The organism is Flagellimonas abyssi (assembly GCF_019457905.1).
GTDB classification, from domain to species: domain Bacteria; phylum Bacteroidota; class Bacteroidia; order Flavobacteriales; family Flavobacteriaceae; genus Flagellimonas; species Flagellimonas abyssi.
In genome coordinates this window covers 97,387-120,266 of sequence record NZ_JAHZSV010000001.1, presented here as the reverse complement: position 1 = coordinate 120,266, position 22,880 = coordinate 97,387, and the positions used below count along the sequence as shown (strand labels likewise).

General features: G+C 41.3%; 21 protein-coding genes. 15 read left to right on the top strand and 6 right to left on the bottom strand.

Annotation, left to right across the window (positions count from 1 at the left end):
• Nucleotides 1-24 precede the first annotated feature (24 nt).
• Nucleotides 25-1,701 (top strand): hypothetical protein, encoded by a 1,677-nt coding sequence (locus K1F36_RS00515; RefSeq protein WP_220112052.1) that lies wholly within the window; start codon nucleotides 25-27, stop codon nucleotides 1,699-1,701.
• Between the two features lie 77 nt (nucleotides 1,702-1,778).
• On the opposite strand, the gene K1F36_RS00510 is transcribed toward K1F36_RS00515, so the two are convergent.
• A complete protein-coding gene (locus K1F36_RS00510) occupies nucleotides 1,779-2,063 on the bottom strand; it encodes a hypothetical protein (RefSeq protein ID WP_220112051.1) in 285 nt (94 codons plus the stop codon).
• A 346-nt stretch (nucleotides 2,064-2,409) separates the two neighbouring features.
• Here K1F36_RS00510 and K1F36_RS00505 point away from each other — a divergent pair, with 346 nt between their 5' ends.
• The 8 genes from K1F36_RS00505 (at nucleotide 2,410) to K1F36_RS00470 (ending at nucleotide 9,161) form a co-directional block, all read left to right on the top strand.
• Nucleotides 2,410-3,069: a lyase family protein gene (locus K1F36_RS00505; RefSeq protein ID WP_220112050.1), complete on the top strand. Its 660-nt coding sequence runs from the start codon at nucleotides 2,410-2,412 to the stop codon at nucleotides 3,067-3,069.
• A 107-nt stretch (nucleotides 3,070-3,176) separates the two neighbouring features.
• Nucleotides 3,177-3,872: a HEPN domain-containing protein gene (locus K1F36_RS00500; RefSeq protein WP_220112049.1), complete on the top strand. Its 696-nt coding sequence runs from the start codon at nucleotides 3,177-3,179 to the stop codon at nucleotides 3,870-3,872.
• A gap of 327 nt (nucleotides 3,873-4,199) precedes the next feature.
• A complete protein-coding gene (locus tag K1F36_RS00495; protein WP_220112048.1) occupies nucleotides 4,200-4,613 on the top strand; it encodes a hypothetical protein in 414 nt (137 codons plus the stop codon).
• 79 nt (nucleotides 4,614-4,692) lie between these two features.
• Nucleotides 4,693-5,079, top strand: a complete 387-nt coding sequence (locus K1F36_RS00490; protein WP_220112047.1) for a VOC family protein — start codon at nucleotides 4,693-4,695, stop codon at nucleotides 5,077-5,079.
• A 57-nt stretch (nucleotides 5,080-5,136) separates the two neighbouring features.
• On the top strand, nucleotides 5,137-5,718 hold the full coding sequence (locus K1F36_RS00485) for a Crp/Fnr family transcriptional regulator (protein WP_220112046.1): 582 nt from the start codon (nucleotides 5,137-5,139) through the stop codon (nucleotides 5,716-5,718).
• 65 nt (nucleotides 5,719-5,783) lie between these two features.
• On the top strand, nucleotides 5,784-6,407 hold the full coding sequence (locus K1F36_RS00480) for an FMN-dependent NADH-azoreductase (RefSeq protein ID WP_220112045.1): 624 nt from the start codon (nucleotides 5,784-5,786) through the stop codon (nucleotides 6,405-6,407).
• A 183-nt stretch (nucleotides 6,408-6,590) separates the two neighbouring features.
• The gene (locus K1F36_RS00475) at nucleotides 6,591-6,995 is read left to right on the top strand and encodes a thiol-disulfide oxidoreductase DCC family protein (protein WP_220112044.1); all 405 of its coding nucleotides are present in this window, start codon (nucleotides 6,591-6,593) and stop codon (nucleotides 6,993-6,995) included.
• A 111-nt stretch (nucleotides 6,996-7,106) separates the two neighbouring features.
• On the top strand, nucleotides 7,107-9,161 hold the full coding sequence (locus K1F36_RS00470; RefSeq protein ID WP_220112043.1) for a DUF4139 domain-containing protein: 2,055 nt from the start codon (nucleotides 7,107-7,109) through the stop codon (nucleotides 9,159-9,161).
• 54 nt (nucleotides 9,162-9,215) lie between these two features.
• Here the strand turns inward: K1F36_RS00470 and K1F36_RS00465 are convergent, their stop codons facing one another.
• Both K1F36_RS00465 and aroC read right to left on the bottom strand, forming a co-directional pair.
• The gene (locus K1F36_RS00465; protein WP_220112042.1) at nucleotides 9,216-10,523 is read right to left on the bottom strand and encodes a dicarboxylate/amino acid:cation symporter; all 1,308 of its coding nucleotides are present in this window, start codon (nucleotides 10,521-10,523) and stop codon (nucleotides 9,216-9,218) included.
• Nucleotides 10,524-10,582: 59 nt separating this feature from the next.
• On the bottom strand, nucleotides 10,583-11,647 hold the full coding sequence (aroC, locus tag K1F36_RS00460) for a chorismate synthase (RefSeq protein WP_220112041.1): 1,065 nt from the start codon (nucleotides 11,645-11,647) through the stop codon (nucleotides 10,583-10,585).
• 194 nt (nucleotides 11,648-11,841) lie between these two features.
• On the opposite strand from aroC, the gene K1F36_RS00455 reads away from it, so the two are divergent.
• Complete coding sequence (locus K1F36_RS00455) at nucleotides 11,842-12,762, top strand: UDP-2,3-diacylglucosamine diphosphatase (RefSeq protein ID WP_108247048.1); 921 nt, start codon at nucleotides 11,842-11,844, stop codon at nucleotides 12,760-12,762.
• Here the strand turns inward: K1F36_RS00455 and K1F36_RS00450 are convergent.
• Entirely contained in the window at nucleotides 12,733-15,648 is a 2,916-nt protein-coding gene (locus K1F36_RS00450; protein ID WP_220112040.1) for an FAD-binding and (Fe-S)-binding domain-containing protein, read from the bottom strand. The genes K1F36_RS00455 and K1F36_RS00450 overlap by 30 nt on opposite strands.
• 89 nt (nucleotides 15,649-15,737) lie before the next feature.
• Here K1F36_RS00450 and K1F36_RS00445 point away from each other — a divergent pair, with 89 nt between their 5' ends.
• Entirely contained in the window at nucleotides 15,738-16,229 is a 492-nt protein-coding gene (locus K1F36_RS00445) for a porin family protein (RefSeq protein ID WP_220112039.1), read from the top strand.
• Between the two features lie 95 nt (nucleotides 16,230-16,324).
• The gene (locus tag K1F36_RS00440; protein ID WP_220112038.1) at nucleotides 16,325-17,446 is read left to right on the top strand and encodes a TlpA disulfide reductase family protein; all 1,122 of its coding nucleotides are present in this window, start codon (nucleotides 16,325-16,327) and stop codon (nucleotides 17,444-17,446) included.
• Between the two features lie 61 nt (nucleotides 17,447-17,507).
• Here K1F36_RS00440 and K1F36_RS00435 read toward each other — a convergent pair whose 3' ends face one another.
• Nucleotides 17,508-18,158: a rhomboid family intramembrane serine protease gene (locus K1F36_RS00435; RefSeq protein WP_220112037.1), complete on the bottom strand. Its 651-nt coding sequence runs from the start codon at nucleotides 18,156-18,158 to the stop codon at nucleotides 17,508-17,510.
• 53 nt (nucleotides 18,159-18,211) lie between these two features.
• On the opposite strand from K1F36_RS00435, the gene K1F36_RS00430 reads away from it, so the two are divergent.
• Complete coding sequence (locus K1F36_RS00430) at nucleotides 18,212-19,129, top strand: lysophospholipid acyltransferase family protein (protein ID WP_220112036.1); 918 nt, start codon at nucleotides 18,212-18,214, stop codon at nucleotides 19,127-19,129.
• Here the strand turns inward: K1F36_RS00430 and glmM are convergent.
• Nucleotides 19,126-20,514: a phosphoglucosamine mutase gene (glmM, locus tag K1F36_RS00425; RefSeq protein WP_220112035.1), complete on the bottom strand. Its 1,389-nt coding sequence runs from the start codon at nucleotides 20,512-20,514 to the stop codon at nucleotides 19,126-19,128. The genes K1F36_RS00430 and glmM overlap by 4 nt on opposite strands.
• Nucleotides 20,515-20,605: 91 nt before the next feature.
• On the opposite strand from glmM, the gene K1F36_RS00420 reads away from it, so the two are divergent.
• Both K1F36_RS00420 and ggt read left to right on the top strand, forming a co-directional pair.
• Nucleotides 20,606-21,199: an acyl carrier protein phosphodiesterase gene (locus K1F36_RS00420; protein WP_220112034.1), complete on the top strand. Its 594-nt coding sequence runs from the start codon at nucleotides 20,606-20,608 to the stop codon at nucleotides 21,197-21,199.
• Complete coding sequence (gene ggt / locus K1F36_RS00415; protein ID WP_220112033.1) at nucleotides 21,187-22,872, top strand: gamma-glutamyltransferase; 1,686 nt, start codon at nucleotides 21,187-21,189, stop codon at nucleotides 22,870-22,872. The genes K1F36_RS00420 and ggt overlap by 13 nt, the downstream gene beginning before the upstream one ends.
• Nucleotides 22,873-22,880 lie beyond the last annotated feature (8 nt).

Genomic DNA, 22,880 nt, shown 5'->3' with positions numbered 1-22,880 from the left:
TTGGAAGCTAATAAAATCGACCACTTGAAAACAACCAACTTTATCCTGCCCCTCCTCTTCTTATGTTTGATGAGCTGTCAAACCGAAAAGAAAGAGAACGCCACAGAAACCCCGACCAAAACCGAAAATTTCACTTCCAACGATTATCAAGATTTAGTAGCCTTATTTAAGGAATGGCGAACGTTCGAAAATCCTCCGATATTGGACGGAGCTCCGGATTATACTGCCGAAACCTTCGAAAAGCGTTGGCCAACATTCAAAGAACTGCAATCCAAACTACAGGCCATCGACACCACCAATTGGTCCGTGGAAAACCAAGTGGATTGGATGATCGTTTGGGCCGAAATGAACGGCTACGACTTCAACCAGCGCGTTTTACAACCTTGGGTTCGCGATCCTGCTTTTTACAAAGTGGTCTGGACTGCCAAAAGCGATGTGCCCGCCCACGAAGGACCCACCAACCATGGCACCACGGAACTCTGGTCCTATAATTTTCCTTTATCCACAGAGGAACGTTCCAGACTTCTGTCCGATTTAAAAGTGATTGCCCCTTTCTATACCCAAGCCAAGCAAAACTTGACAGGGAACGCTCGTGAGTTATGGGTCACAGGAATCCGTGACATCAAAAACCAGAGCGAAGTGCTTACCGAGTTAAAAGAAAACGATGCCGTTACCAACGATACCGAATTGGTTGCCGTAATCGACGAGGCCATTGCCTCCACCAACGACCTTGTTAGTTGGTTGGAGACCGAATCCGAGTCAAAAACCGGTCCATCGGGCATTGGCAAGGACAATTACACCTGGTATCTACAAAATGTACACTTGGTGCCGTTGACTTGGGAAGACGAAGTCATGATCCTAAAACGGGAACTCGCCCGTGCATGGACCTCCTTAAAATTGGTGGAACACAACAACAGGAACCTGCCGGAACTGGTGGATGCAGATTCTCCAGAGGCTTATGATAAAATGGCCGATGCATCCGCTAAAAGCCTGATGAACTTTTTGGAGCAACAGGACATTGTTACCGTAAAACCGTATTTCGACCCTGCCCTACGCGAGCATTTGGGCGAATTTGTCCCCAAGGCAAAACGGAATTTCTTCGCTATCGGGGAGCATTATGATGCCCGGCCCCTCTACTCCCATTTTTACCATTGGTTTGAGCTGGCGCGCATGGATTTGGAGCCCCATAAAAGTGAAATACGGAAAGGTCCGTTATTGTACAATATTTGGGATTCCCGGAACGAAGGTACCGCCACGGCCGTGGAAGAAATGTTTATGCAGGCCGGTCTGTACAACGATAGCCCAAGAACCAAAGAAATCGTATACATAATGATCGCGCAGCGTGCGGCCAGAGGTTTGGGCTCATTGTACGCCCACGCCAACGAAATGACCATGGAAGAGGCCGGAGGCATCCACAGTGAATACACCCCGCGTGGTTGGATGAAGACCGAAAAGGAACTGCTCATTTTTGAGCAACACCTCTATTTGCGCCAACCGGGGTATGGATCTAGCTATATTACCGGTAAATATTTATTGGAAGCCGCCTTGGCCGATTATGCCCGACAAAAAGAGCTACAGGGCGAGCCCTTTGCCCCAAAGGACTTTTTTGATACGCTGAACAGCATTGGCAACATCCCGATTTCGTTGGGACATTGGCAAATGACGGGCTCCAAGGAGCATTTAAAGATAATTACAGAGTAAACGCAGCATAAAACAAAAGGAAAGAGGGCCGTAAAAGGCCCTCCCCCCTTAACCTTTCACCTTTTACCCTTCACCCTTTACCCATCACCCCCCTCACCAATAATCCACTCAATACACTCCCACAGCCCTTTTACGCTGAAGAGTGCATCCTTTTCTTCCTCATCAATAGGTTCGGTGGAGTGATACACGGCAATATCGTGCAGCAGTTTTAGGGATTGTACCAAATCGGGGCCATCCAAGGCATCGGCGTAGTCCAGCAATTGGATTTGTGCCGGGCTGAGCATTTGGGAAATTTTGGGAACGCTTTGCGCATTGGCGCTACTGCAATATGGGCAGCTTTTTTGACCATCTTGTGTTGACATAAGTAAGTAGGTTATTAATGAAACAAAAAGGGAAGGTCACCGTCAACACATTCCAAGCAATGCTCAGATAGGTCTCGGGACTTACACCCGTATGCCTTCCCAGTTTTTTCTGTTTAAACCGATTTTGAAATTTTCGCATTGCGAGATTATTAAAATGTGTTGACGAAGCAAATATACATTTTAAAATTATTGGTTAATAAATCTTGAAAAGTTTTGATTTTAACCTATTGGTTTTGAGGGAAATTTCGGTGAAATTAGAAAGCTAATAGTCGAAAGCAGCACTAATATTCCCATTTGGGGGTATAGAGATGTATTTTGTTTTTATATAAACGAGTTGCCATTAATTATGGAAAAACCAGAAAATCCAAACAAAAAACTTGAATTAGTAATTAAAGATTCAGATTTGCCTTCACTTTCCAAAGATTTTGCCGAAGTAGCTATCGATGGAATAATGGATGAAGGAGTATTACAGGATTTACCATTAGTTGGAGGAATAGTTGGAGCCGTGAAATTTGGTAACTCAATCAACAAATACCTATCTGCAAAAAAAATCTATAAATTTCTATTTGAACTTCATACAATTCCCCAGGAACAGAGGATAAAAAAGATTGACGAAATAAACAATTCTAGAAAATATCAAAGTAGTGTTGGAGAAATGATATTTGAACTTTTAGAGAAAATTGAGAGTGATGGAAAACCTGAAATACTCGGAAAATTATTCAAAGCGGTTATTGAGGAAAAAATAGATTATGAAACATATTTAAGACTTGCTCATATTGTCAAAAGATTATTCTATTATGATTTGGTTTGGCTAAAAAATAATTCTGAAGGTCTAAGAGTGAACGGAAGAATAAATGATGAATTATATACTAGCGGACTTATTACGCAGGATTTGGTTAACATCTACGAAAAAGCCAAGGAAATGAACAAAGACAGAAAACCGGATGTAAATGACCGAAGTTTGACTTATTTAGGAGATATGTTGATAAGTATCGGAATGAAATAACTACACACAACAATGCTATAAGTAATTGCTTGTCTTCTCCCCTAAACCAAATTCCCTACGTTTAAAAAACTAGACACGTATAGCCGAGGCCGCTACATACAATTATTATGAAAGACTCGATTTCATATTTTGAAAAGATAAATAAAGGAAGTGCTTTAATAGATCTTGGTTATAGAGATTATATTGCTGCTCGTGTATTACTTAATAAACATTTATTAGTTCAAGGATTAACACTTGCTAGTACCTCAGTTGAAAAATATCTTAAAGCAATAATTGTTTTAAATCTCAAAAAAAAAGAGCACTATCATTATCATTTAGACAGATTTGAATCACTCAAAAAACTATTAAGTAAATTAAATAATGATGTGACCGAAGAATTTGATTCTATTTTCTTGGACATACTTCAAAATGCTTTTAGAATAAGATATTATGATAAAATTAATAGACCAATTTTTATGGGATTCTATATAAATCAGTTTATTGGGGAATTAGATTTCACAGTTGACTTTATGGAAAAATATATCTATAGTTCTCAAAATGGTGGGTTTTCAATGACGAAATATTTTCAAGCAATTGAAAACAATGACACTCACCTTTATGAGAATAATTATATTCTTAAGAATGAAAATAAAAAAGAATTCATGGAAAGATCTGATATTGGATTTTCAATTTACATAAATACAGGACCTAAATTTCATAGAGAGAATGTCGTAAAAGGCGGTATTACAAAAAATAAATATGATGGCGAAATATCAAAGTTCACTGATTTCAGTGAAACTATATTTTCAAATAATAGAAGATAACATTGGCAATAATCCATTACCCCTCCTCCCCTAAACTAAAATTCCCTGCTACCGCAAGATTGTATCTTGTGTCCCACTTGGTTTACACCGTTCATTGTCATTTCGACATGAGGAGCACTGCGACGATTGAGAAATCTCTTTTGCTTCTTCAGATTTCTCACACTCCCTTCGGTCGGTTCGAAATGACAACGATTTTATTCCATTTAGGGAGGGTTACAACCAATGGCCATAATCCATCGTCCCCTACCTCCTTAAACTAAATTCCCTATTTTTAAGAAAATAAATAACCAAAGGTCGAAATCATAGCCCAGACCGTTGTAAACAATTATGAAAAAAATTATCATTCTTATTTTTCTAACTCAAATAGCTTATGGCCAAGACAGCTCTAATAACTCATTTGTTGGAAAGTGGGAAGTAGTTGAATCCTTCTCCAAAGGTCCTGACCAAGCGGTTTCAGATGAATATGAGCTCTCTCAAATATTCCTTGGCGGCTCAATTGATTTCAATTCTAATGGTAACTTCAAAATAGACTTAAAAAGCGAAGGTGAGTTTGCCAAAGATTTAATCGAAATGACAATGGGCACAAAATGGAGATACAGTAAAGATTTGGACTGGATTATGGTGGGTACAGAAGAGGATGACTATACTATTATCGGATTTCAACACTTTATTAAGGACAAAAAGTCTTATCTGAAAATACCTGAATCAGGAATTGTACTCCAAGTGAAAAAAATAAAATAACTGTTTACAACACTGACCACAATTCATTGTTTCCCTCCTCCCCTAAACTAAATTCCCTACTTTTAAGAAAAGAAGCATAATGAAAATTGAACATATTGCTATTTGGACTTCAGATCTAGAAAAAATGAGAGATTTTTATCTGCGCTTTTTCGAATTGGAAGCCAACGAAAAATATTACAATCCAAAGAAAAAGTTCAGTTCCTATTTCCTCTCCTTTAAAAAAGGCGCACGCATCGAATTAATGCACAGGCCCGATATTTCAGAATTCATGGATAACAGGGACGCCCAACTTGGCCTCACCCATTTTGCCATATCCGTGGGTTCAAAAGAAAAAGTGGATGCCCTTACCGAAACCATCCGCAAAAATGGATTTAAGGTCATCGGAGAACCCAGAACCACTGGCGATGGCTATTACGAAAGTGTTATTGCCGACCCAGAGGGCAATTGGATTGAAATAACGGAGTAACTGGTTTTCGAAAACCCAAACAATTACAGATAACAGCTACCCACAGCAACAATATATATGAAAGAGGGACTCATTACATCAATATCCCAATACATTACCTTAAGTTCCGAAGAAGCCCGTTCAATAGAAACGTTTTGGACGGAGAAAACCCTTAAGAAAGGAGATTATCTGTTGCGAAATGGGCAAACTTGCCGCACCGATAATTTTGTGGTGAACGGTGCTTTAAAGGCTTTTTACATCAACCCCGAAACGGGAAAGGAAGAGATCCTATATTTTGCGATTGAAAATTGGTGGGCAACGGATATTGAAAGTTTTCAAAAACAAAAACCTTCCATCTACAACATTCAAGCCATTGAGGACACCACTTTGCTACAAATCAGCCACGGTTCTTTTCAGGAAATGCTAAGTCAGCTACCAAAATTGGAACGCTTTTTTAGAATCATCCTCGAAAATTATCTGGGAAGTTTGCAGAAAAGAATCATCTTGAATAAAACCCTCGACGCTGAAAAACGCTATTTGGATTTTATGGAGAACTATCCCAAAATCGCCGAAAAAGTTCCCAACTATCTTATTGCTTCGTATTTGGGCATTTCTGCTGAATTTTTAAGCAGAATTCGAAAAAAAATCGATGCATCTTGAACTAGGTCAATTTTTTTCATTTTCCGGATTCGGAATTTTGTCTCGTAATCAAAAATTTATGAATTATGAACAAAGTATTGATCATCAACGCAAGTGTGCGAAAGGAAAGATCGCACAGTAGAAAGCTGACACAACTTTTCGAAAAAAATTGGCAAAAGAAACACCCGAACGATGTTTTTACATACCGAGAAGTAGGACTGGAAGAAATACCGCCAATAAATGAAAAATGGATTTCGAGTGCATTCATCAAACCCAGTGAAAGAACAAAAGAAAACCAGTCAGGTGTTGCCCTTAGCGATGCATTGGTAAAAGAGTTCAAAGCTCATGATGTTTATGTTTTGGGAACACCCATGTACAATTGGTCCATTCCAAGCGGACTAAAGGCTTACATTGACCAACTTATGCGTATCAACGAAACTTGGAAATTTCGTTCAGGTAAACCCGACGGAAATTATGTGGGTATGCTTGAAAACAAGAAAATGTTCATACTATCAAGTCGTGGTGACACAGGTTATGGAGAAAACGAAAAAAATGGACATATGAATTTCCAAACAACCTATTTAAAGTTCGTTTTTGGAATTATGGGCATAAAAGACATTTCGATAATCTCCTTGGACAACGAAGAGTTTGGTGGGGAACTATTTGAGAACTCAAAGAGAGAAATTTACCAAAAGATGGAACAGATTTAAAACTGTTACGGAAAAAGAGATAATTGATTTTGCTCCACTTAACCTAAACTTAATTCCCTAATTTTATGAAAATTAAGATTTCCTCCCATGGCATTTGTGTTGGCCCGTTAGCCTTTGATGGCAAAGCTGCGTATCTTTGTGGAAAAGAAATTGGCTTTCCACTTCTTAGGGAATGACTGCATTATGGAAAACAAAAAAATAATCTTGTTCGATGGCGTTTGCAACTTGTGCAACAGTTCTGTCCAGTTTGTGATCAAACGGGACAAAAAGGATGTGTTTCGTTATGCCGCATTGCAAAGTGAAATCGGTCAAGAATTGGTGAACCAACGTCAAATAGACACCAGTAAGGTGGATTCCATTATCCTAATTGAACCGGGTGTGGCCTACTACACCAAATCGGATGCCGCCTTGGAAATTGCCCAAGACCTCGGTGGATTATGGAAGCTGACCGCAATTTTTACATGGATACCCACTTCCATCAGAAACAGCATTTACGATTTTGTGGCCCGAAATCGCTACAAATGGTTCGGAAAACAAGAGGCTTGTATGATTCCTACGCCCGAATTAAAGGCCAAGTTTTTGGACTGACTCATCTAAACCCGACTTTCCCTAAGTCAATCGGCCCATTCACACCATTGCTGGTTTTAATTGGAATATGTGAATCATAGGTTTGGGTAAACAATTAAATATCCGACTCTTATGAAAAATACAGTTGTCCTATTTTTATTGGCTCCCTTGTTTTTATTGGCCAACTCAACTAAAACCCCTTCCAAGATCAAGGAAGTAACTGTTTACCTGAATGGAGCCCAGATTACCCGAACAGCTTCTTGTACGCTCCATGAGGGTTCCAACGAAGTAATATTTACTGGACTGTCCCATAAAATTGATGAAAGTAGCATTCAAATCTCTGGCCTGGGTCACGTTTCCATTTTATCCATTGCTTACGACATCAATTACCTCGAAAAATCCGCAAGCAATCCTAAAATCAAAGAATGGGAAGACCGCATAGAGGCATTGGAGTATGAAATCTCACTGCTAAAAAATACTATCGCTGGTCTCGAAGAAGAAGAAAAGGTGATTACCTCCAATCGAATCGTAAACGGAGACAGCCAAGTATTGGATTTGGAGCGTATGAAACAAATTGGTGCCTACTATCGTGAGCGAATTACGAAAATCAAAAATGAAATATTCAAGACCAACCTGAATATCAATAAATTCAATCTTGAAATCAATGATTTACGGCAACAACTGGCCGAAGCCAATAATGGTAGCCAAACTCCACAGGGAGAAATCACCATCACTTTTGATGCACCTATTACCACAACTTTGAATGCTACGCTATCCTACTTGGTCAAAGACGCGGGATGGGTACCCAATTACGATATTAAATCCTCTGGTTTGAATGCTCCTATTTCTCTGGCATATAAAGGCAACGTATACCAAAATACGGGTCAGGATTGGAAGAACGTCAAAATTTCCCTCTCCACGGGAAACCCTCAATATAATATCAGCAAACCTACTATTGAGGCACATTATTTGAATTTTGTAAGTGCTTATAACAAAAGAAATGCTGCAACTACAAGCAAAAAGGGATATGCTTTTAACCCCTACGTTAAAAAAGTTACAGGAACTGTGACGGACGAATCCGGTGCACCCCTACCCGGTGTCAATATTGTAGTCCAGGGAACCTCTATGGGAACCACTTCGGATTTTGATGGAAATTATACGTTGGAGGTACCTTCCGGGAAAGAATTGACCTATTCCTACATTGGGATGCATACGCAAGAATTGCCCATCTACTCTTCCATTATAAATGTTCGTATGGAAGAAGATGCACAAAGTTTGGATGAAGTTGTCGTAACCGGATACGGCACGGCAGCAGTCGGTTCGGTTTCTCCTGAAAGAGCCTTAAGCGGTCGTGCAGCAGGAATTTCCATTAGAGGTGCGTCATCTATTGATAGTACACCAGAACCCTTATATATTATTGATGGAGTTCCTATTGATAATTTTACCGAAGGTGATTTGGACGAGAACGAAATCCAGGACGTTGAGGTCTTAAAAGGTACTAATGCCTCCTCCATATATGGAAACCGGGGTGCAAATGGCGTTGTTGTGATAACAACCAAAAAAAGCCAAATGCAGGAAGGAGCAACCAAAACAGAATTCGCCATAAAAAAGCCGTACACTATTTTGGCAAATGGGGATATAACCGCCATTGAGGTGAATACATTTAAAATGCCGGCCACTTATGAATACTTTGCCGCACCCGTTCTAAATGATAATGTTTATCTCACCGCAAGTTTCAAGGATTGGGAACAACATCAACTTTTACCGGGAGAAGCCAATATCTACTTTGAGGGAACCTATGCTGGTAAAACGGTAATAGACCCATATACCACTAAAAAAGAAATGATTCTATCCTTGGGCATTGAGCACAATATTTCCGTAACAAGGCAACAGGACCGAAATTTTAAAAGCAAACCCTTTGTTGGAAGCAATCGAATAGTGAATCGTACATATGTTTTGGAAGTTAAGAACAATAAAAATACCCCCATCAGTCTGAAGCTAATGGACCGAATACCAAAATCCCAGAACAAAGAGATTAAAGTGGATGATGTTAGTACCAACAATGCCAAGTACGACGAAAGCAAAGGCTTGTTAACGTGGAACATGATACTCGGGCCCAAATCCGTCCAGAAAGAAATCTTCTCCTTTCAAGTTAAATTCCCAAAAGGAAGATATATCTCGCTCTAAAACAAAAAAAGACCTCCTTAAAAGAGGTCTTTTTTTACAATTCTTAAATCTATTCTATTGTTCCTTTTGATAATTATCGTCCCAATTCCTCACTTTCGGCTCGCCCAATTTACCTACTGATTTTGCCACAACCATGGATACGGTCGCATCTCCGGAAACATTTACCACGGTACGGCACATATCCAAAGGTCTGTCCACTGCAAAAATCAAAGCAAGTCCAGCTTCTGGAATACCCGCTTGTGCCAATACGATCACCAACATTACCATTCCCGCACCGGGAACCGCAGCACTACCAATAGATGCCAGCGTAGCCGTTACAATAATTCCAAGTTGTGCGGAAAGGCTCAGGTCCATACCAAATGCCTGTGCGATAAAAACAGCGGCAACAGCTTGGTACAAACTGGTTCCGTCCATATTAATGGTAGCGCCTATGGGCAGTACAAAACTGGTAACCTCCTCCTCTACTCCCAAATGCTCCTCGACCCTTTCCATGGTCACGGGCAAGGTCGCCGCACTGGAACTCGTAGAAAATGCCAATAATTGTGCAGGAGACATTCCTCTCATAAAAAAAGCAGGGCTTCTTTTTGTAAAAATCCAAGCAATCAAGAGGTAAACACATAATATTAAGGCCAGACCAAGCACCACACAGAAGGAATACCAAGCCAATGCCTTGAACAAGTCAAAACTTGGCGATTCCACTACAAGTGCAGCCAATAGGGCAAATACACCGTATGGTGCGGCCAACATAATAATATCTATCAATTTGAGGATGACCTCATTAAAGCCATCAAAGAATTTTTTGACCGGTTCTGCGGTTTTTTCGGGAATCAAAATCAAACCTATTCCAAAGAAAATAGCGAAGAAAATGACCTGAAGCATGTTACCGTTATCGCTCGCAGCCTTGAATATGTTGCTTGGCACCAAATCTTCCAAAGCCTGCAAAGGTCCCGCTTCCTTCTGTTTGTCAGCGGCAGTCTTTATATTATCCGCATCGCCTTTATAGTTTTCGACCAATTCATTTCGGGTATCTTCGGTAATGGAACTTCCTGGTTTGATCGTATTTACTACCAATAAACCTATCGTAACCGCAATAACCGTGGTAATAATATAAATGCCAATGGTCCTACCCCCCATTTTGGATAGCTTGGAGATATCCTTTAAATCTGAAACCCCTTTGATCAATGAAGCCAGAATCAAGGGCACTGCAATTAATTTTAAGGAGTTGATGAAAATATTTCCGAACGGCTTTACCCAATCTGATACAATCTTTGGGCCCCATTCAAATTGAACCATCAATAGCGCAAACAAAACACCTGCTGCCATTCCAATTAGGATCTGCCAGTGTAATTCCAGTTTCTTCATAAAGAGTTAAGTTAGGGACGGAAAGATACTTTATTGAATGGAAACGTCCTAACCTCTACCTAGATTTTGTTGGTCCGGGCCAAAAGTGAATAATCTGCCAGTACCAGTGCGGCCATGGCCTCCACGATGGGAACTGCTCTTGGGACAACACATGGATCGTGCCTTCCCTTGCCTTGAGTGGTCACTTTTTCACCCTCTTTGTTGATGGTTTCATATGATTGTAGTACGGTCGCCACCGGTTTAAAGGCAACATTGAAATAAATATCCATACCATTGCTGATACCGCCTTGCACACCACCACTTCGATTGGTTTTGGTGGTTCCGTCCGTATTGAATGCATCGTTGTGCTCACTGCCCTTCATGGTTACCCCGGCAAAGCCGCTTCCATATTCAAAGCCTTTTACAGCGTTTATGGACAACATGGCTTCACCCAAGCGCGCATGCAACTTGTCAAAAACAGGTTCGCCAAGACCAATTGGTACATTTTGAATAACGCAAGTGATAACGCCACCAATGGTATCTCCCTCTTTTTTAATGGATTTGATATAGTCTTCCATTTTTTGCGCCATCTCGGTATCGGGACAACGAACGGCATTGGACTCAATCTTGGAAAAATCCAATTCTTTGTAGGGTTTGTCCAATTTCATTCCCCCAACCTGAGAAACAAAGGCGTTTATCTTGATTTCGCTCAAAAATTGTTTAGCTATGGCTCCGGCCACTACCCTACTGGCCGTTTCACGAGCCGAGCTTCTTCCACCACCACGGTAGTCACGAAAACCATATTTTTGATCATACACGTAATCTGCATGCGATGGACGGTACGAGTCTTTGATATGCGAATAATCTTTCGACTTTTGATTGGTATTGTGAATGGCAAAACCTATCGGCGTACCAGTGGTCTTACCCTCGAATATTCCAGAGTAAATTTCAACGGTATCGGGCTCTTTTCTTTGGGTTACAATGGCGGATTGTCCCGGTTTTCTACGATTCAATTCTTCTTGAATCTTATCCAAATCCAACACAATCCCGGCAGGACACCCATCAATGATGCCACCCAAAGCTTTTCCGTGAGATTCACCAAAAGTGGTGAGCTTAAAAAGTTGTCCAAAAGAATTTCCAGCCATTCGGTATAAAAATTATATCGCCATCAAAGGTAGATGTTACAAAGCTAATTCAAAAACAGGGGTTTGACTTAATGTTATTGTAACATAATTCATCTTATGGTGATATTATTTTAACAATATGCTCATGAATTAATGATTTGGATTTGATTTTTATTTTATTCCTACCGTTTTATTTTGTAATAAATCCTATACCATTGAAAAAAAGGAAGATAGAATTGGCCGTAATCTCGGATGTCCATCTGGGAACCTATGGTTGCCACGCAGAAGAACTCATCACATACCTCAATAGTATTCAGCCCAAGAAGCTGATTTTGAACGGGGATATTATTGATATATGGCAGTTTAGCAAACGATATTTCCCTCCTTCCCATCTTAAGGTCCTGAGAAAGATAATAGGTATGGCCTCAAAAGGTGTAGAAGTTTACTATATTACTGGTAATCATGATGAAATGCTCCGTAAGTTCAGTAATACTTCAATGGGAAATTTTAAGGTGATGGATAAACTGGTACTTAATCTGGACGGTAAAAAAGCGTGGATATTCCATGGTGATGTGTTCGACGTTTCCATTCAAAATGCAAAATGGCTGGCAAAGTTGGGCGGCTATGGCTACGACCTTCTTATTTTGATCAACAGCTTCCTAAATTGGTGCCTGGCCAAAATGGGCCGTGAAAAATATTCCTTGTCCAAAAAAATCAAAAACAGCGTAAAGGGTGCCGTCAAATATATCAACAACTTTGAAAAAACCGCTGCAGATCTTGCCATAGAAAATGAGTATGATTATGTGGTATGCGGACATATCCATCAACCCAAAAAAGAAGTGTACGAGAACAAATATGGCAGTTGCACCTATCTCAATTCCGGGGATTGGGTAGAAAATTTAACCGCCCTGGAATACTCCTTCAAACGATGGAAGATTTACCATTACAACCATGATAGGCTTTCCCCGTTTTTTATGGACGAGGATCTAAAGGAAATGGATATGAACGACTTAATCGCTTCCATTACCGACAAGGAAGTGAACATGTATGATGTAACGGAAGAACACTTAAGCGAAACCGAAGAAGAGAATATCGAGAACGACTTCTTAGACGATAAGGGCCTGTCTCAAGATTGAAACCGGGTGTTGCGCCTCCCTTTTCGTCCCATCTTTTATTTGATGCCTACAACTGGTTCCGTTTGCCGCAATCAACGTATCCTCTGAACTCTTCTTCACTGCAGGGAACAGTTTTAACCCACCCACCTGCATACTAACCTCATAGTGTTCCTTCTCGTACCCGAACGAACCTGCCATACCACAACAACCGGAGGGTATAATGGTTACCGTATAGTTCTTGGGCAGATTTAAGATGTCAAAAGTTACTTTTTGATTGCTCAATGCCTTTTGATGACAATGCCCGTGTATTTTAATGGTCTTTTTCTCTTCGGTAAAACTACTAGCGGAGATATGGCCTTTAATTATCTCGCCAGCTAAAAACTCCTCGATCAAAAATGATTGTAAGGACAACTTTTGCAACTGTGCCTTATCATCGTGAAGACGCTGGTACTCATCCCTGAAAGATAAAATGGCCGATGGCTCCAATCCAACAATAGGGGTTCCTGAACTTAAAATATCCTTTAGGTTCTCCATGTTCTTGGCCACCAATTTCTTGGCCTGTTTCAGAAAACCTTTGGATAGATAGGTCCTGCCACTTTCCCCATAGAACAGTTCTACTTCATACCCCAATCGGCATAACAATTCAATGGCATCCTTACCCACCTGAATGTCCAAATACCTGACGAATTCATCAATATAAAGAACAACAGGTCGTTTGGAAACTCCCTTTTGCTTCGCAAGGTTATCTTTAAGATGCTCTTCAAAATTGAAACGTCCCACCTTCGGCAAACTACGCTCAGGGGCCACTCCGACCGCTTTTTTTAACATACCTCCCACGGTTTTGGACTCGTACATCCAATTGGTGATACCGGCCACTTTGCTACCCATAGCATTGAGCTGTGTATTATGAGCAAACAATTTACTTCGCAAGCTGTATCCGTTCGCCTCCTGATAATTATATAGGAATTCAGCTTTTAAAGCGGATACGTCCACATTACTGGGACATTCACTGGCACAGGCCTTGCAGCTCAAACACAGGTCGAATGCCGATTTTAGTTCTTGGTGGTCAAATCGATTGGTTTTATCGGAATTGGTCAAGAATTCGCGCAAGGCATTGGCTCGGGCACGAGTTGTGTCTTTTTCATCTTTAGTGGCTTGGTAGCTCGGGCACATGCCTCCGTTCATGTGGTGGCTTTTTCTACAGTCCCCACTACCGTTACATTTTTCAGCAGCTTTTAATATGCCTTCGCTGTCCGAAAAATCCATAACGGTTTCAACATCCGGCTCCTTTCTATCGATTTCATAGCGAAGCGACTCATCCATGGGATAGGCTTCCACTATTTTTCCTGGATTTAGAATCAAGTTGGGGTCAAAAAAGGCTTTTACCCTTTTCAGCAGCTCATAATTCGCCTCTCCGATCATTAATGGGATAAATTCTGCACGAACGATACCATCTCCATGTTCCCCGCTAAAGCTGCCGTTGTACTTCTTCGTCAACTTGGCCACATCGGTGGTAATGCTTCGAAAAAGCACTACATCTTCCGATTTCTTAAGATTCAATATGGGCCTTAAATGAAGCTCACCTGCACCGGCGTGGGCGTAGTAAACTGCATCTTGGTTATATCCTTTCATAATTTGGGAGAACTCCGCAATAAAGTCCTTTAAATCTTCCAGGGCTACAGCGGTATCTTCGATACAGGCCACTGCCTTTTTATCGCCGACCATGTTGCCTAAAAGACCAAGGCCGGCTTTTCTCAATTCAATAGCTTTGTTGATGTCCTCACCATACAAAATTGGATTGGCATAGCTTAACCCTGATACTTCAATGGTCTTGAGGAGTGATTCAAGTTGTCTTTCCAGGTTTTTTTTGGAATTTGCTTTCACCTCCAACATCAAAATTCCGGCAGGATCTCCCTCTACAAAAAAACGGTTGGCCAGCTGGGCACGGTTATTTTTGGTGCAATCCAAAATCACCTTATCCATCATCTCGCACAAATGCAGGCTATGCTGCATTACTGGAGCAACATCGGTCAAGCAATCTTCCAAAGTTTTGTAGTGCGTGGCAACCATTGCCGCGAAGGGTGGCGGTAAATCATCCAACTGTAGCGTTATTTCCGTAGTAAAAGCCAATGTGCCCTCACTACCGGACAACAGCTTGCACAAGTTAAAATCCGCTTCATTTTCTCCAAAAATGGAGTTGTTGAGCAGCTCATCCACCGCATAGCCCGTGTTTCGCCTGTGAATACTTGGCTTTGGAAATTCTTCATGAATCTTATTCTGTGTTTCCGGGTCCGAAAGCTCTTCGTACAGTTTCCTATAAATGGTAGCTTCCAAGGAACTGCCTTCTTTTTTCTTTTCAAACTCCTCTTTGGAAATATCGGAGAAGAATGCATCACTGCCATCGGACAGCACACATTGCATGGACAATACTTTATCCCGGGTCACACCATATTGTATGGATGTGGTTCCCGATGAATTGTTCCCGACCATACCCCCTATCATGCATCTATTGGAGGTAGAGGTATTGGGTCCAAAAAAGAGACCGAATGGTTTTAAATACTGATTGAGCTCATCGCGGACCACCCCAGGCTGAACGGTAACCTGTTTTTTATCCTTGTCCAAACTGATGATCTTGGTAAAATGTCGGCTAACATCCACCACAATACCTTCGCCCACACATTGTCCGGCCAAAGAAGTTCCCGCAGTACGAGGTATAAGACCTACCTTATTTTTGGTTGCGAAAGCAAGCAAAGTTTTAAGGTCATCAGTGTTTTTTGGATATGCAACGGCTGTTGGCAACTTACGATATACCGAAGCATCCGTAGCGTAGATTGCCTTACTCAAATCATCGAACAACAACTCACCTTTCAGATGTTCAGAAAGGTCTTTTAACAAATTTTTATTCAATTTGGAATACTTTTTGGGAACTAAAACGGTTTTTCAAACGTAAATCTAACACAAAACTATCTCTAATTTTTAACTTAAAAGAGAAACTCATGAAGATTACCACATTATTTGCCGCTGTTATGTTATTTACAACAGCTAGCGTAAGCGCTCAAAGTATTTCCGAACATGCCTTGGGGCTACGATTGGGAGACAGCGATGGCTTTGGGGCCGAAATTTCGTACCAAAATGCCCTTGGAGCCAATAACAGGTTAGAAGTTGACCTTGGCTGGAGGGACAGCCGCCATTTTGATGCTTTTAAACTTGCCGGACTTTACCAATGGGTATTTCCTTTAGACGGCAATTTTAACTGGTACGTTGGTGCCGGTGGTGGATTGGGAAGCGTTGACTTTGAAGATCCCATTTTTGACGACGATGAAGGACTATTCATTTTCGGGGCCGGTGATATTGGTATTGAATACAATTTCAATATCCCTTTACTGTTATCATTGGACTTTAGACCGGAAGTCGGGCTTGTAGGCTATGATGGCTTCGATAATGATTTTGATTTTGACATTGCGCTAGGTATTAGATACCAATTCTAGTAGAGCACATATATGTAAAAACCCTTGGCCAATAAAAGTCAAGGGTTTTTTTATGCCATAAACATTGAATACCTTAGCAACTTAAACATTCTGAAATGAAAAGACTTTTAGCAATAACCTTGGGAGTTTTGTTTTTATCATCATGTAATTCAGACCCTAAAGGATACACATTGAGCGGAACCATTACCGGAGAGCCCGAAAATGGAACAAAAATATTTTTGAAGACCACAGATTCCATCAATCAATTGATTGATATTGATACTACTACGGTAGAGAATGGACTGTTTAGTTTCAGCGGAAATCAGTCCGGTCCTAAAATGCACTACCTATTTGTGGATAAAGTTCGAGGAAACGTACCTGTAATTCTGGAAAACGGTACCATAGAAGTAGAGTTTCCGAAAGATAGCATTGAGTATGCTAAACTAAAGGGTACAGAACAAAATGAATTGTTCATGGACTTTTTAGAAGAATCACGAAAACTGTCCGAACGTGCAAGATCTATGCAAAACGATATGCGAGTGGCAGCCCAGCAACAAGATACGGCCACGGTGACTGCATTGCGTGAGGAGTTTATCGAGTTCCAAGAAGATGCGAAAAACTTTAATATCGATTTTGCGAAAAATAATCCAAATGCTTTTGTTTCCGTATTGGTTATTGGCAACCTTTTAGCCACAAAAGCAGTACCTGTTGATGAAATCAAATCAATGTTTGAGGGTCTTAGCCCTGAAATGAAGCAAACAGAGCCAGCGAAGAAAATTGCGGAACAGCTTGAAAATTTAAAGTCGACCGAAATCGGTGCAGTTGCCCCAGATTTCTCGGCCCCTACCCCATCTGGCGATGTTTTGGCGCTCAGTGATGTGACCAGTAAGGCTAAACTTACCTTGGTGGATTTTTGGGCCGGTTGGTGCAGACCTTGTCGTGCTGAAAATCCGAACATTGTATCGGTTTACAAAAAATACCACGATAAAGGTTTTGATGTATTGGGCGTTTCTTTGGACAACAAAGAAGACCTTTGGAAAAATGCCATTGCTTCAGATGGGTTGGAGTGGAACCATATTTCCAATCTACAACGTTTCCAAGACCCGATTGCTCGCCTGTACAATATCAACGCTATACCTGCAGCATTCTTATTGGATGAGAACGGTGTTATCGTAGCTCGGGATTTAAGAGGACCTGCTCTGGAAGAAAAAGTAGCCGAAATACTTGGAAAGAGCTAAACAGTAAAATATATTTTAATGAAAGAAGGTCTTGATGGTTTCAAGGCCTTTTTTTATTACGCTATATCTTGCCCATTTTATCCAACACAAAAAGAACGATTATAGGAATGGCGAGCAAAATCACAATCAAAGTATCCGTTACAAACAACCCTGGCATAAACAATAGTGTGGTAGCGTACCCGCCAATGGCACCGCCAAAGTGAGCCGTATGACCGATATTGCCCATTCTACTCTTCATGCCCCAAATGGAATACAATAAATAGGCTATACCCAATACGTAGGCAGGTAACGGAATCGGGATAAACATAATACCTAATTGCATATCCGGATTCAACAATATCGCGGCATAGAGAACGCCCATTACTGCCCCACTGGCGCCCACAGCGCTGTAATATGGCTCATCTTTATGAAAAACAAGGGCCAAGAGACTTCCTGCTATCAAACTCACCAAATAAATAATCAAAAATTTTATGGAACCGAACCAACTTATCACCACAGGAGCGAAAAAGTATAGGGTAAACATGTTCAAAAACAAATGCGAAATATCAACATGTAAAAAACCAGAAGTCAACATTCGTTCCTTTTGCCCCGCTTGTATGGCACTGATACTGAATTTATATCTATCAAAAAATATGTTATTGTTGAATCCGCGAAGGGAAACCAGAACATTGGCGGCCATAATAGCAATGGTAGCGATATGTAAATTGAGCATGTAAATAAAGGTTTGGGTTCAAATATAGCTATATTTGCAGACAAGAATAGTCTATGCAGCTGGTAGTTTATATCCTTGTTTATCCATTGCTCTGGTTGATTTCCAGACTTCCCTTTAAAGTCATTTATTTTATTTCGGATGGTGTTTATGTGCTTTTGTACCATATCATCGGATACCGTAAAAAAGTAGTACGGAATAACTTGGCCCTCGTTTTTCCCGAAAAAACCAAGGAAGAGCGATTATTGATAGAAAAAAAATTCTTCAGGCACATGTGCGACATCTTTTTAGAGATGATGAAGACCATGGGCATGAGCAAAAAAGAAATCCAAGAAAGGTTTACCGTAACCAACATGGAAATGCTCAATGGACTGGAAAAAAAAGGCATCAATACCATGCTGATGCTCCCCCACTATGCCAGTTGGGAATGGGTGTTGTCCTTAAACCTTCAAATTATATCCAAAGGATACGGTATATATCAAAAAGTGGAAAATAAATATTTTGATAAGTTAGTAAGGGACATCCGCGGTAAATACAATACTGAACTAATCTCCACAAGGGAGTCCAGAAAAATCCTGGAGGCGGCCAAAGAAAGCAAAGAGTTGTTGATGGTGGGCATTATAAGTGACCAATCGCCCATGGTAAGCAGGGCCAAATATTGGACCGATTTTATGGGGATAGTGGTTCCGGCCCATGTCGGGGGCGAGGAAATTTGTAAAAACAACGACATAATCCCCGTGTACCTCAAGGTAAAGAAACTACGGAGGGGCTATTACCAAGGCACCTTTAAAATACTTACCGAAAACCCAACCGAAGTTCCTGACTACGGAATTACGGATGCCTTTTTGCGGGAAACGGAAAAATCCATCAGGGAAGCTCCCGAATATTATTTTTGGACGCACAAACGCTGGAAACACAAGGATAAAGTTCCAAAAGAGTTTCAACAAGAACCAGCAGAAGCAAGTAACGCTTAAAGTCCCGCTACTTCTTTGATTTCACGTATGATTCTATCCGCCAAATCATCGGCTTTTTTCTGAGATTTAGCCTCGGTGTATATTCGAATAATGGGCTCTGTATTAGATTTTCTCAGGTGCACCCAGTTTTCAGGGAAATCAATCTTCACTCCATCAATTGTGGACACTTCTTCATCTTTATATTTGTTGTGCATAGCTTCCAAAAGGGCATCAACATCCAAATCAGGGGTGAGCTCGATTTTCTTTTTGCTCATAAAGTAGCTTGGGTAGCTGGCACGTAGCTCGGCAACCGTTCCTCCACGCTCCGCCATCAACATTAAGAACAAGGCCGTTCCGACCAATGCATCACGTCCATAATGACTTTCTGGATAAATGATTCCACCGTTACCCTCACCGCCGATTATGGCATTGTTTGCCTTCATTTTGGTGACAACATTCACCTCTCCAACCGCTGCAGCTTCATAAGTTCCACCGTGTTTTTCGGTAACATCTCGCAATGCTCTTGAAGATGATAGATTGGAGACTGTATTTCCCTTGGTTTTGGACAGGACATAATCGGCACAGGCCACCAAAGTATATTCTTCACCGAACATTTCACCCTTATTGCTAATGAATGCCAAGCGGTCCACATCGGGGTCGACCACAATACCAAAATCAGCCTTCTCCTCCACAACTTTTTTACAGATGTCGCCCAAATGCTCCTTTAAAGGTTCCGGATTGTGTGGAAAATGTCCCGTTGGGTCACAGTAGAGTTTTACGACTTCCACCCCCAATTCTTCAAGCAATTTGGGAATGGCAATGCCCCCTGTGGAGTTTACCCCATCAACAACCACTTTAAACCCAGCTTTTTTAATGGTTTCGGCATCCACCAAGGGCAATTCCAAGACTTCATCAATGTGGATATCGATATAGGAATCATTTGTAATGATCTCACCTAGGTCATCTACTTCGGCAAACTCAAAATCCTCTTTCTCGGCCAAGGCCAAAATCTTGGCACCTTGCTCCGCATCCAAAAACTCACCTTTTTCATTCAGCAATTTAAGTGCATTCCACTGCTTAGGGTTGTGACTGGCGGTCAGAATGATACCGCCATCTGCTTTTTCCAAAGGAACCGCTATTTCTACGGTCGGTGTGGTGGACAATCCTAAATCAATCACATCGATTCCAAGACCAACCAAGGTAGAGACCACCAAGTTTTGGATCATCTCTCCAGATAATCTAGCGTCACGTCCAATCACGACTTTCAAATTATCCGTGCCGGAATATGATTTTAACCATGTACCATAAGCCGCTGCAAATTTAACCGCATCAACAGGTGTTAAGTTGTCATTAGTTTGGCCTCCAATAGTGCCTCGTATTCCAGAAATTGATTTGATCAGTGTCATAATTGTTAAAAAAGTTTTTGCAAATATAACTGGGCTTGGTCGATTCCATGTTTTGAATTTGTAAATTTCGACAGAAAAGGACTTTGCCCCGATGAACTTCTTAGCTCACATTTATCTATCTTTTGGTGATGAGGAAATCACTTTGGGCAATTTCTTTGCCGACCATATACGCGGTAACAAATACAAGCATTTGCCCGATAGAATACAAAAAGGCATTCTTCTCCACAGAGAAATTGACACATTTACCGATGCACACCCCACGGCAAGACAAAGCAGCAAACGCCTACACAAAAACTACAGTCATTATAGCCGTGTGATCGTAGATATTTATTACGATCATTTTTTGGCCAAAAATTGGACCGATTATTCAGATGTGCCTTTGGATGAATATGTAGAAAACTTCTATGATCTTTTAGAGGATAATTACGATATTCTCCCCATTGCCACCAAACGGATGATGCCCTATATGATGGCCGATAATTGGCTGCTCAACTACGCCAATCTAGCGGGAATCGACCGTGTTCTCAACGGCATGAACCGAAGAACAAAAAATAGGTCCAGAATGAATTTTGCCATTTTGGACCTCGAAGAACACTATACAGAATTTGAAAACGAGTTCACATCGTTTTTTGAAGAATTGATGACTTTTTCCAACCAAAAATTTATTTCCCTATGCGAAGACTGATACTCTTACTGCCCTTCCTTATCTTATTGATCAATTGTAAGCAACAGCCTGCAGAACCTACGGGGCTGGTCGCTGAAAAGGCCATGGTCGTCTCTGCCCGAAAAGAAGCGTCACAACTTGCGGTCGACATTATGAAAAAGGGCGGAAATGCCTTTGATGCCATGGTCGCAACAGAATTGACATTGGTTATTGCCTACCCTTTTGCAGGAAGTGTTGGCGGCGGCGGATTTATGGTCTATCGAAAAAGCAACGGCGAGGTCGGCGGAATCGATTATCGCGAAAAAGCACCACTTGCCGCCCATAAGGACATGTATTTGGACTCATTGGGCAATGTGATCCCAGGTTTAAGCACTTCGGGCGGAACAGCTGTGGGAGTTCCCGGGACTGTTGCCGGGGTATTGGAAGTACACAAAAAGTTCGGAAAACTACCATTAAAAGAAATCATTGAACCTATTATCGCACTTGCCAATAAAGGAGTCGTAGTTACCAAGAAGCAGGCGGACAGATTGAAGGGAACTCGGGAGCGATTTATCGAGGCCAATGGTGACAGCACCAAATTCGCAGGGCCATTTGCCGCGGGTGACACCATAAAATATCCAAACTACGCCAAAACGCTCCAAAAAATAATGGAAGAAGGGCGTGATGGTTTCTATAAAGGCGAAGTGGCAGAAAAACTAGCTTCGTTTGTGCAGGAAAAAGGAGGTCTGATCACCACAGAAGATCTTGAAAAATACGAAGCCGTTTGGAGAGACCCCATTGTTTTTAGTTATAAGGATATTAAGGTGATTTCCATGAGTCCACCCAGTAGCGGTGGAGTTACCATCAATCAAATATTTAAAATGATGGAGCCCTATAATGTGTCCAAATTTGGACACAATTCCGCAAAAACCATTCAATTGTTCACCGAAGCATCCCGAAGAGCCTACGCTGATAGAAACTTCTTCTTGGGAGATCCCGATTTTGTGGAGATACCGTACAATGTACTTTTGAGTGATGATTACCTGCAAGATAGAATGGGTAATTTCTCATTTGACAAGGCCACCTTGTCATCGGAGGTAAGCCATGGCGAAGTGGAAGTTATCGAAAGCGACCAGACCACGCATTTTTCCATAGTGGATGGTGAAGGCAATGCCGTTTCTGTAACATCTACCTTAAATGGCGGTTATGGCTCCAAGTTGTTCTGCGAAGAGTTGGGCATTTTTTTGAATAATGAAATGGACGATTTTAGTGCCAAACCCGGAGTCCCGAACATGTTTGGGCTTATCGGTGCCGAGGCAAATAGCATTGAACCTGAAAAACGCATGTTGAGCAGCATGACGCCTACAATTGTTGAAAAAGACGGTAAACTTTACATGGTCGTAGGAACCCCCGGAGGTTCTACCATTATCACGGCCGTAGCACAGACCATCTTAAACGTGTATGAGTTCAATTTGAGCATGCAAGAAGCCGTTAATGCCCCTCGTTTCCATCACCAATGGTTGCCCGATATGGTAATTTTTGAACCAGAAGGATTCTCCGAAGAGCTGATTGAACAACTAAAAACCAAAGGTTACATCATCAACGAAGAACGTACGCCCATCATCGGAAAAGTAGATGCTATCCGTGTGCTTCCCAATGGTAAACTTGAAGGAGGAGCGGACAAACGTGGGGATGATACCGCAGTTGGTTATTAACAATTGCA

Coding starts and splice junctions, on each gene's coding strand:
- K1F36_RS00485 (WP_220112046.1), top strand. CDS start 5,137: ATGAAAGAGGGACTCATTACATCAATATCCCAATACATTACCTTAAGT.
- K1F36_RS00510 (WP_220112051.1), bottom strand. CDS start 2,063: ATGTCAACACAAGATGGTCAAAAAAGCTGCCCATATTGCAGTAGCGCC.
- K1F36_RS00445 (WP_220112039.1), top strand. CDS start 15,738: ATGAAGATTACCACATTATTTGCCGCTGTTATGTTATTTACAACAGCT.
- K1F36_RS00465 (WP_220112042.1), bottom strand. CDS start 10,523: ATGAAGAAACTGGAATTACACTGGCAGATCCTAATTGGAATGGCAGCA.
- K1F36_RS00470 (WP_220112043.1), top strand. CDS start 7,107: ATGAAAAATACAGTTGTCCTATTTTTATTGGCTCCCTTGTTTTTATTG.
- K1F36_RS00435 (WP_220112037.1), bottom strand. CDS start 18,158: ATGCTCAATTTACATATCGCTACCATTGCTATTATGGCCGCCAATGTT.
- K1F36_RS00420 (WP_220112034.1), top strand. CDS start 20,606: ATGAACTTCTTAGCTCACATTTATCTATCTTTTGGTGATGAGGAAATC.
- ggt (WP_220112033.1), top strand. CDS start 21,187: ATGCGAAGACTGATACTCTTACTGCCCTTCCTTATCTTATTGATCAAT.
- K1F36_RS00475 (WP_220112044.1), top strand. CDS start 6,591: ATGGAAAACAAAAAAATAATCTTGTTCGATGGCGTTTGCAACTTGTGC.
- aroC (WP_220112041.1), bottom strand. CDS start 11,647: ATGGCTGGAAATTCTTTTGGACAACTTTTTAAGCTCACCACTTTTGGT.
- glmM (WP_220112035.1), bottom strand. CDS start 20,514: ATGACACTGATCAAATCAATTTCTGGAATACGAGGCACTATTGGAGGC.
- K1F36_RS00500 (WP_220112049.1), top strand. CDS start 3,177: ATGAAAGACTCGATTTCATATTTTGAAAAGATAAATAAAGGAAGTGCT.
- K1F36_RS00480 (WP_220112045.1), top strand. CDS start 5,784: ATGAACAAAGTATTGATCATCAACGCAAGTGTGCGAAAGGAAAGATCG.
- K1F36_RS00430 (WP_220112036.1), top strand. CDS start 18,212: ATGCAGCTGGTAGTTTATATCCTTGTTTATCCATTGCTCTGGTTGATT.
- K1F36_RS00505 (WP_220112050.1), top strand. CDS start 2,410: ATGGAAAAACCAGAAAATCCAAACAAAAAACTTGAATTAGTAATTAAA.
- K1F36_RS00495 (WP_220112048.1), top strand. CDS start 4,200: ATGAAAAAAATTATCATTCTTATTTTTCTAACTCAAATAGCTTATGGC.
- K1F36_RS00490 (WP_220112047.1), top strand. CDS start 4,693: ATGAAAATTGAACATATTGCTATTTGGACTTCAGATCTAGAAAAAATG.
- K1F36_RS00440 (WP_220112038.1), top strand. CDS start 16,325: ATGAAAAGACTTTTAGCAATAACCTTGGGAGTTTTGTTTTTATCATCA.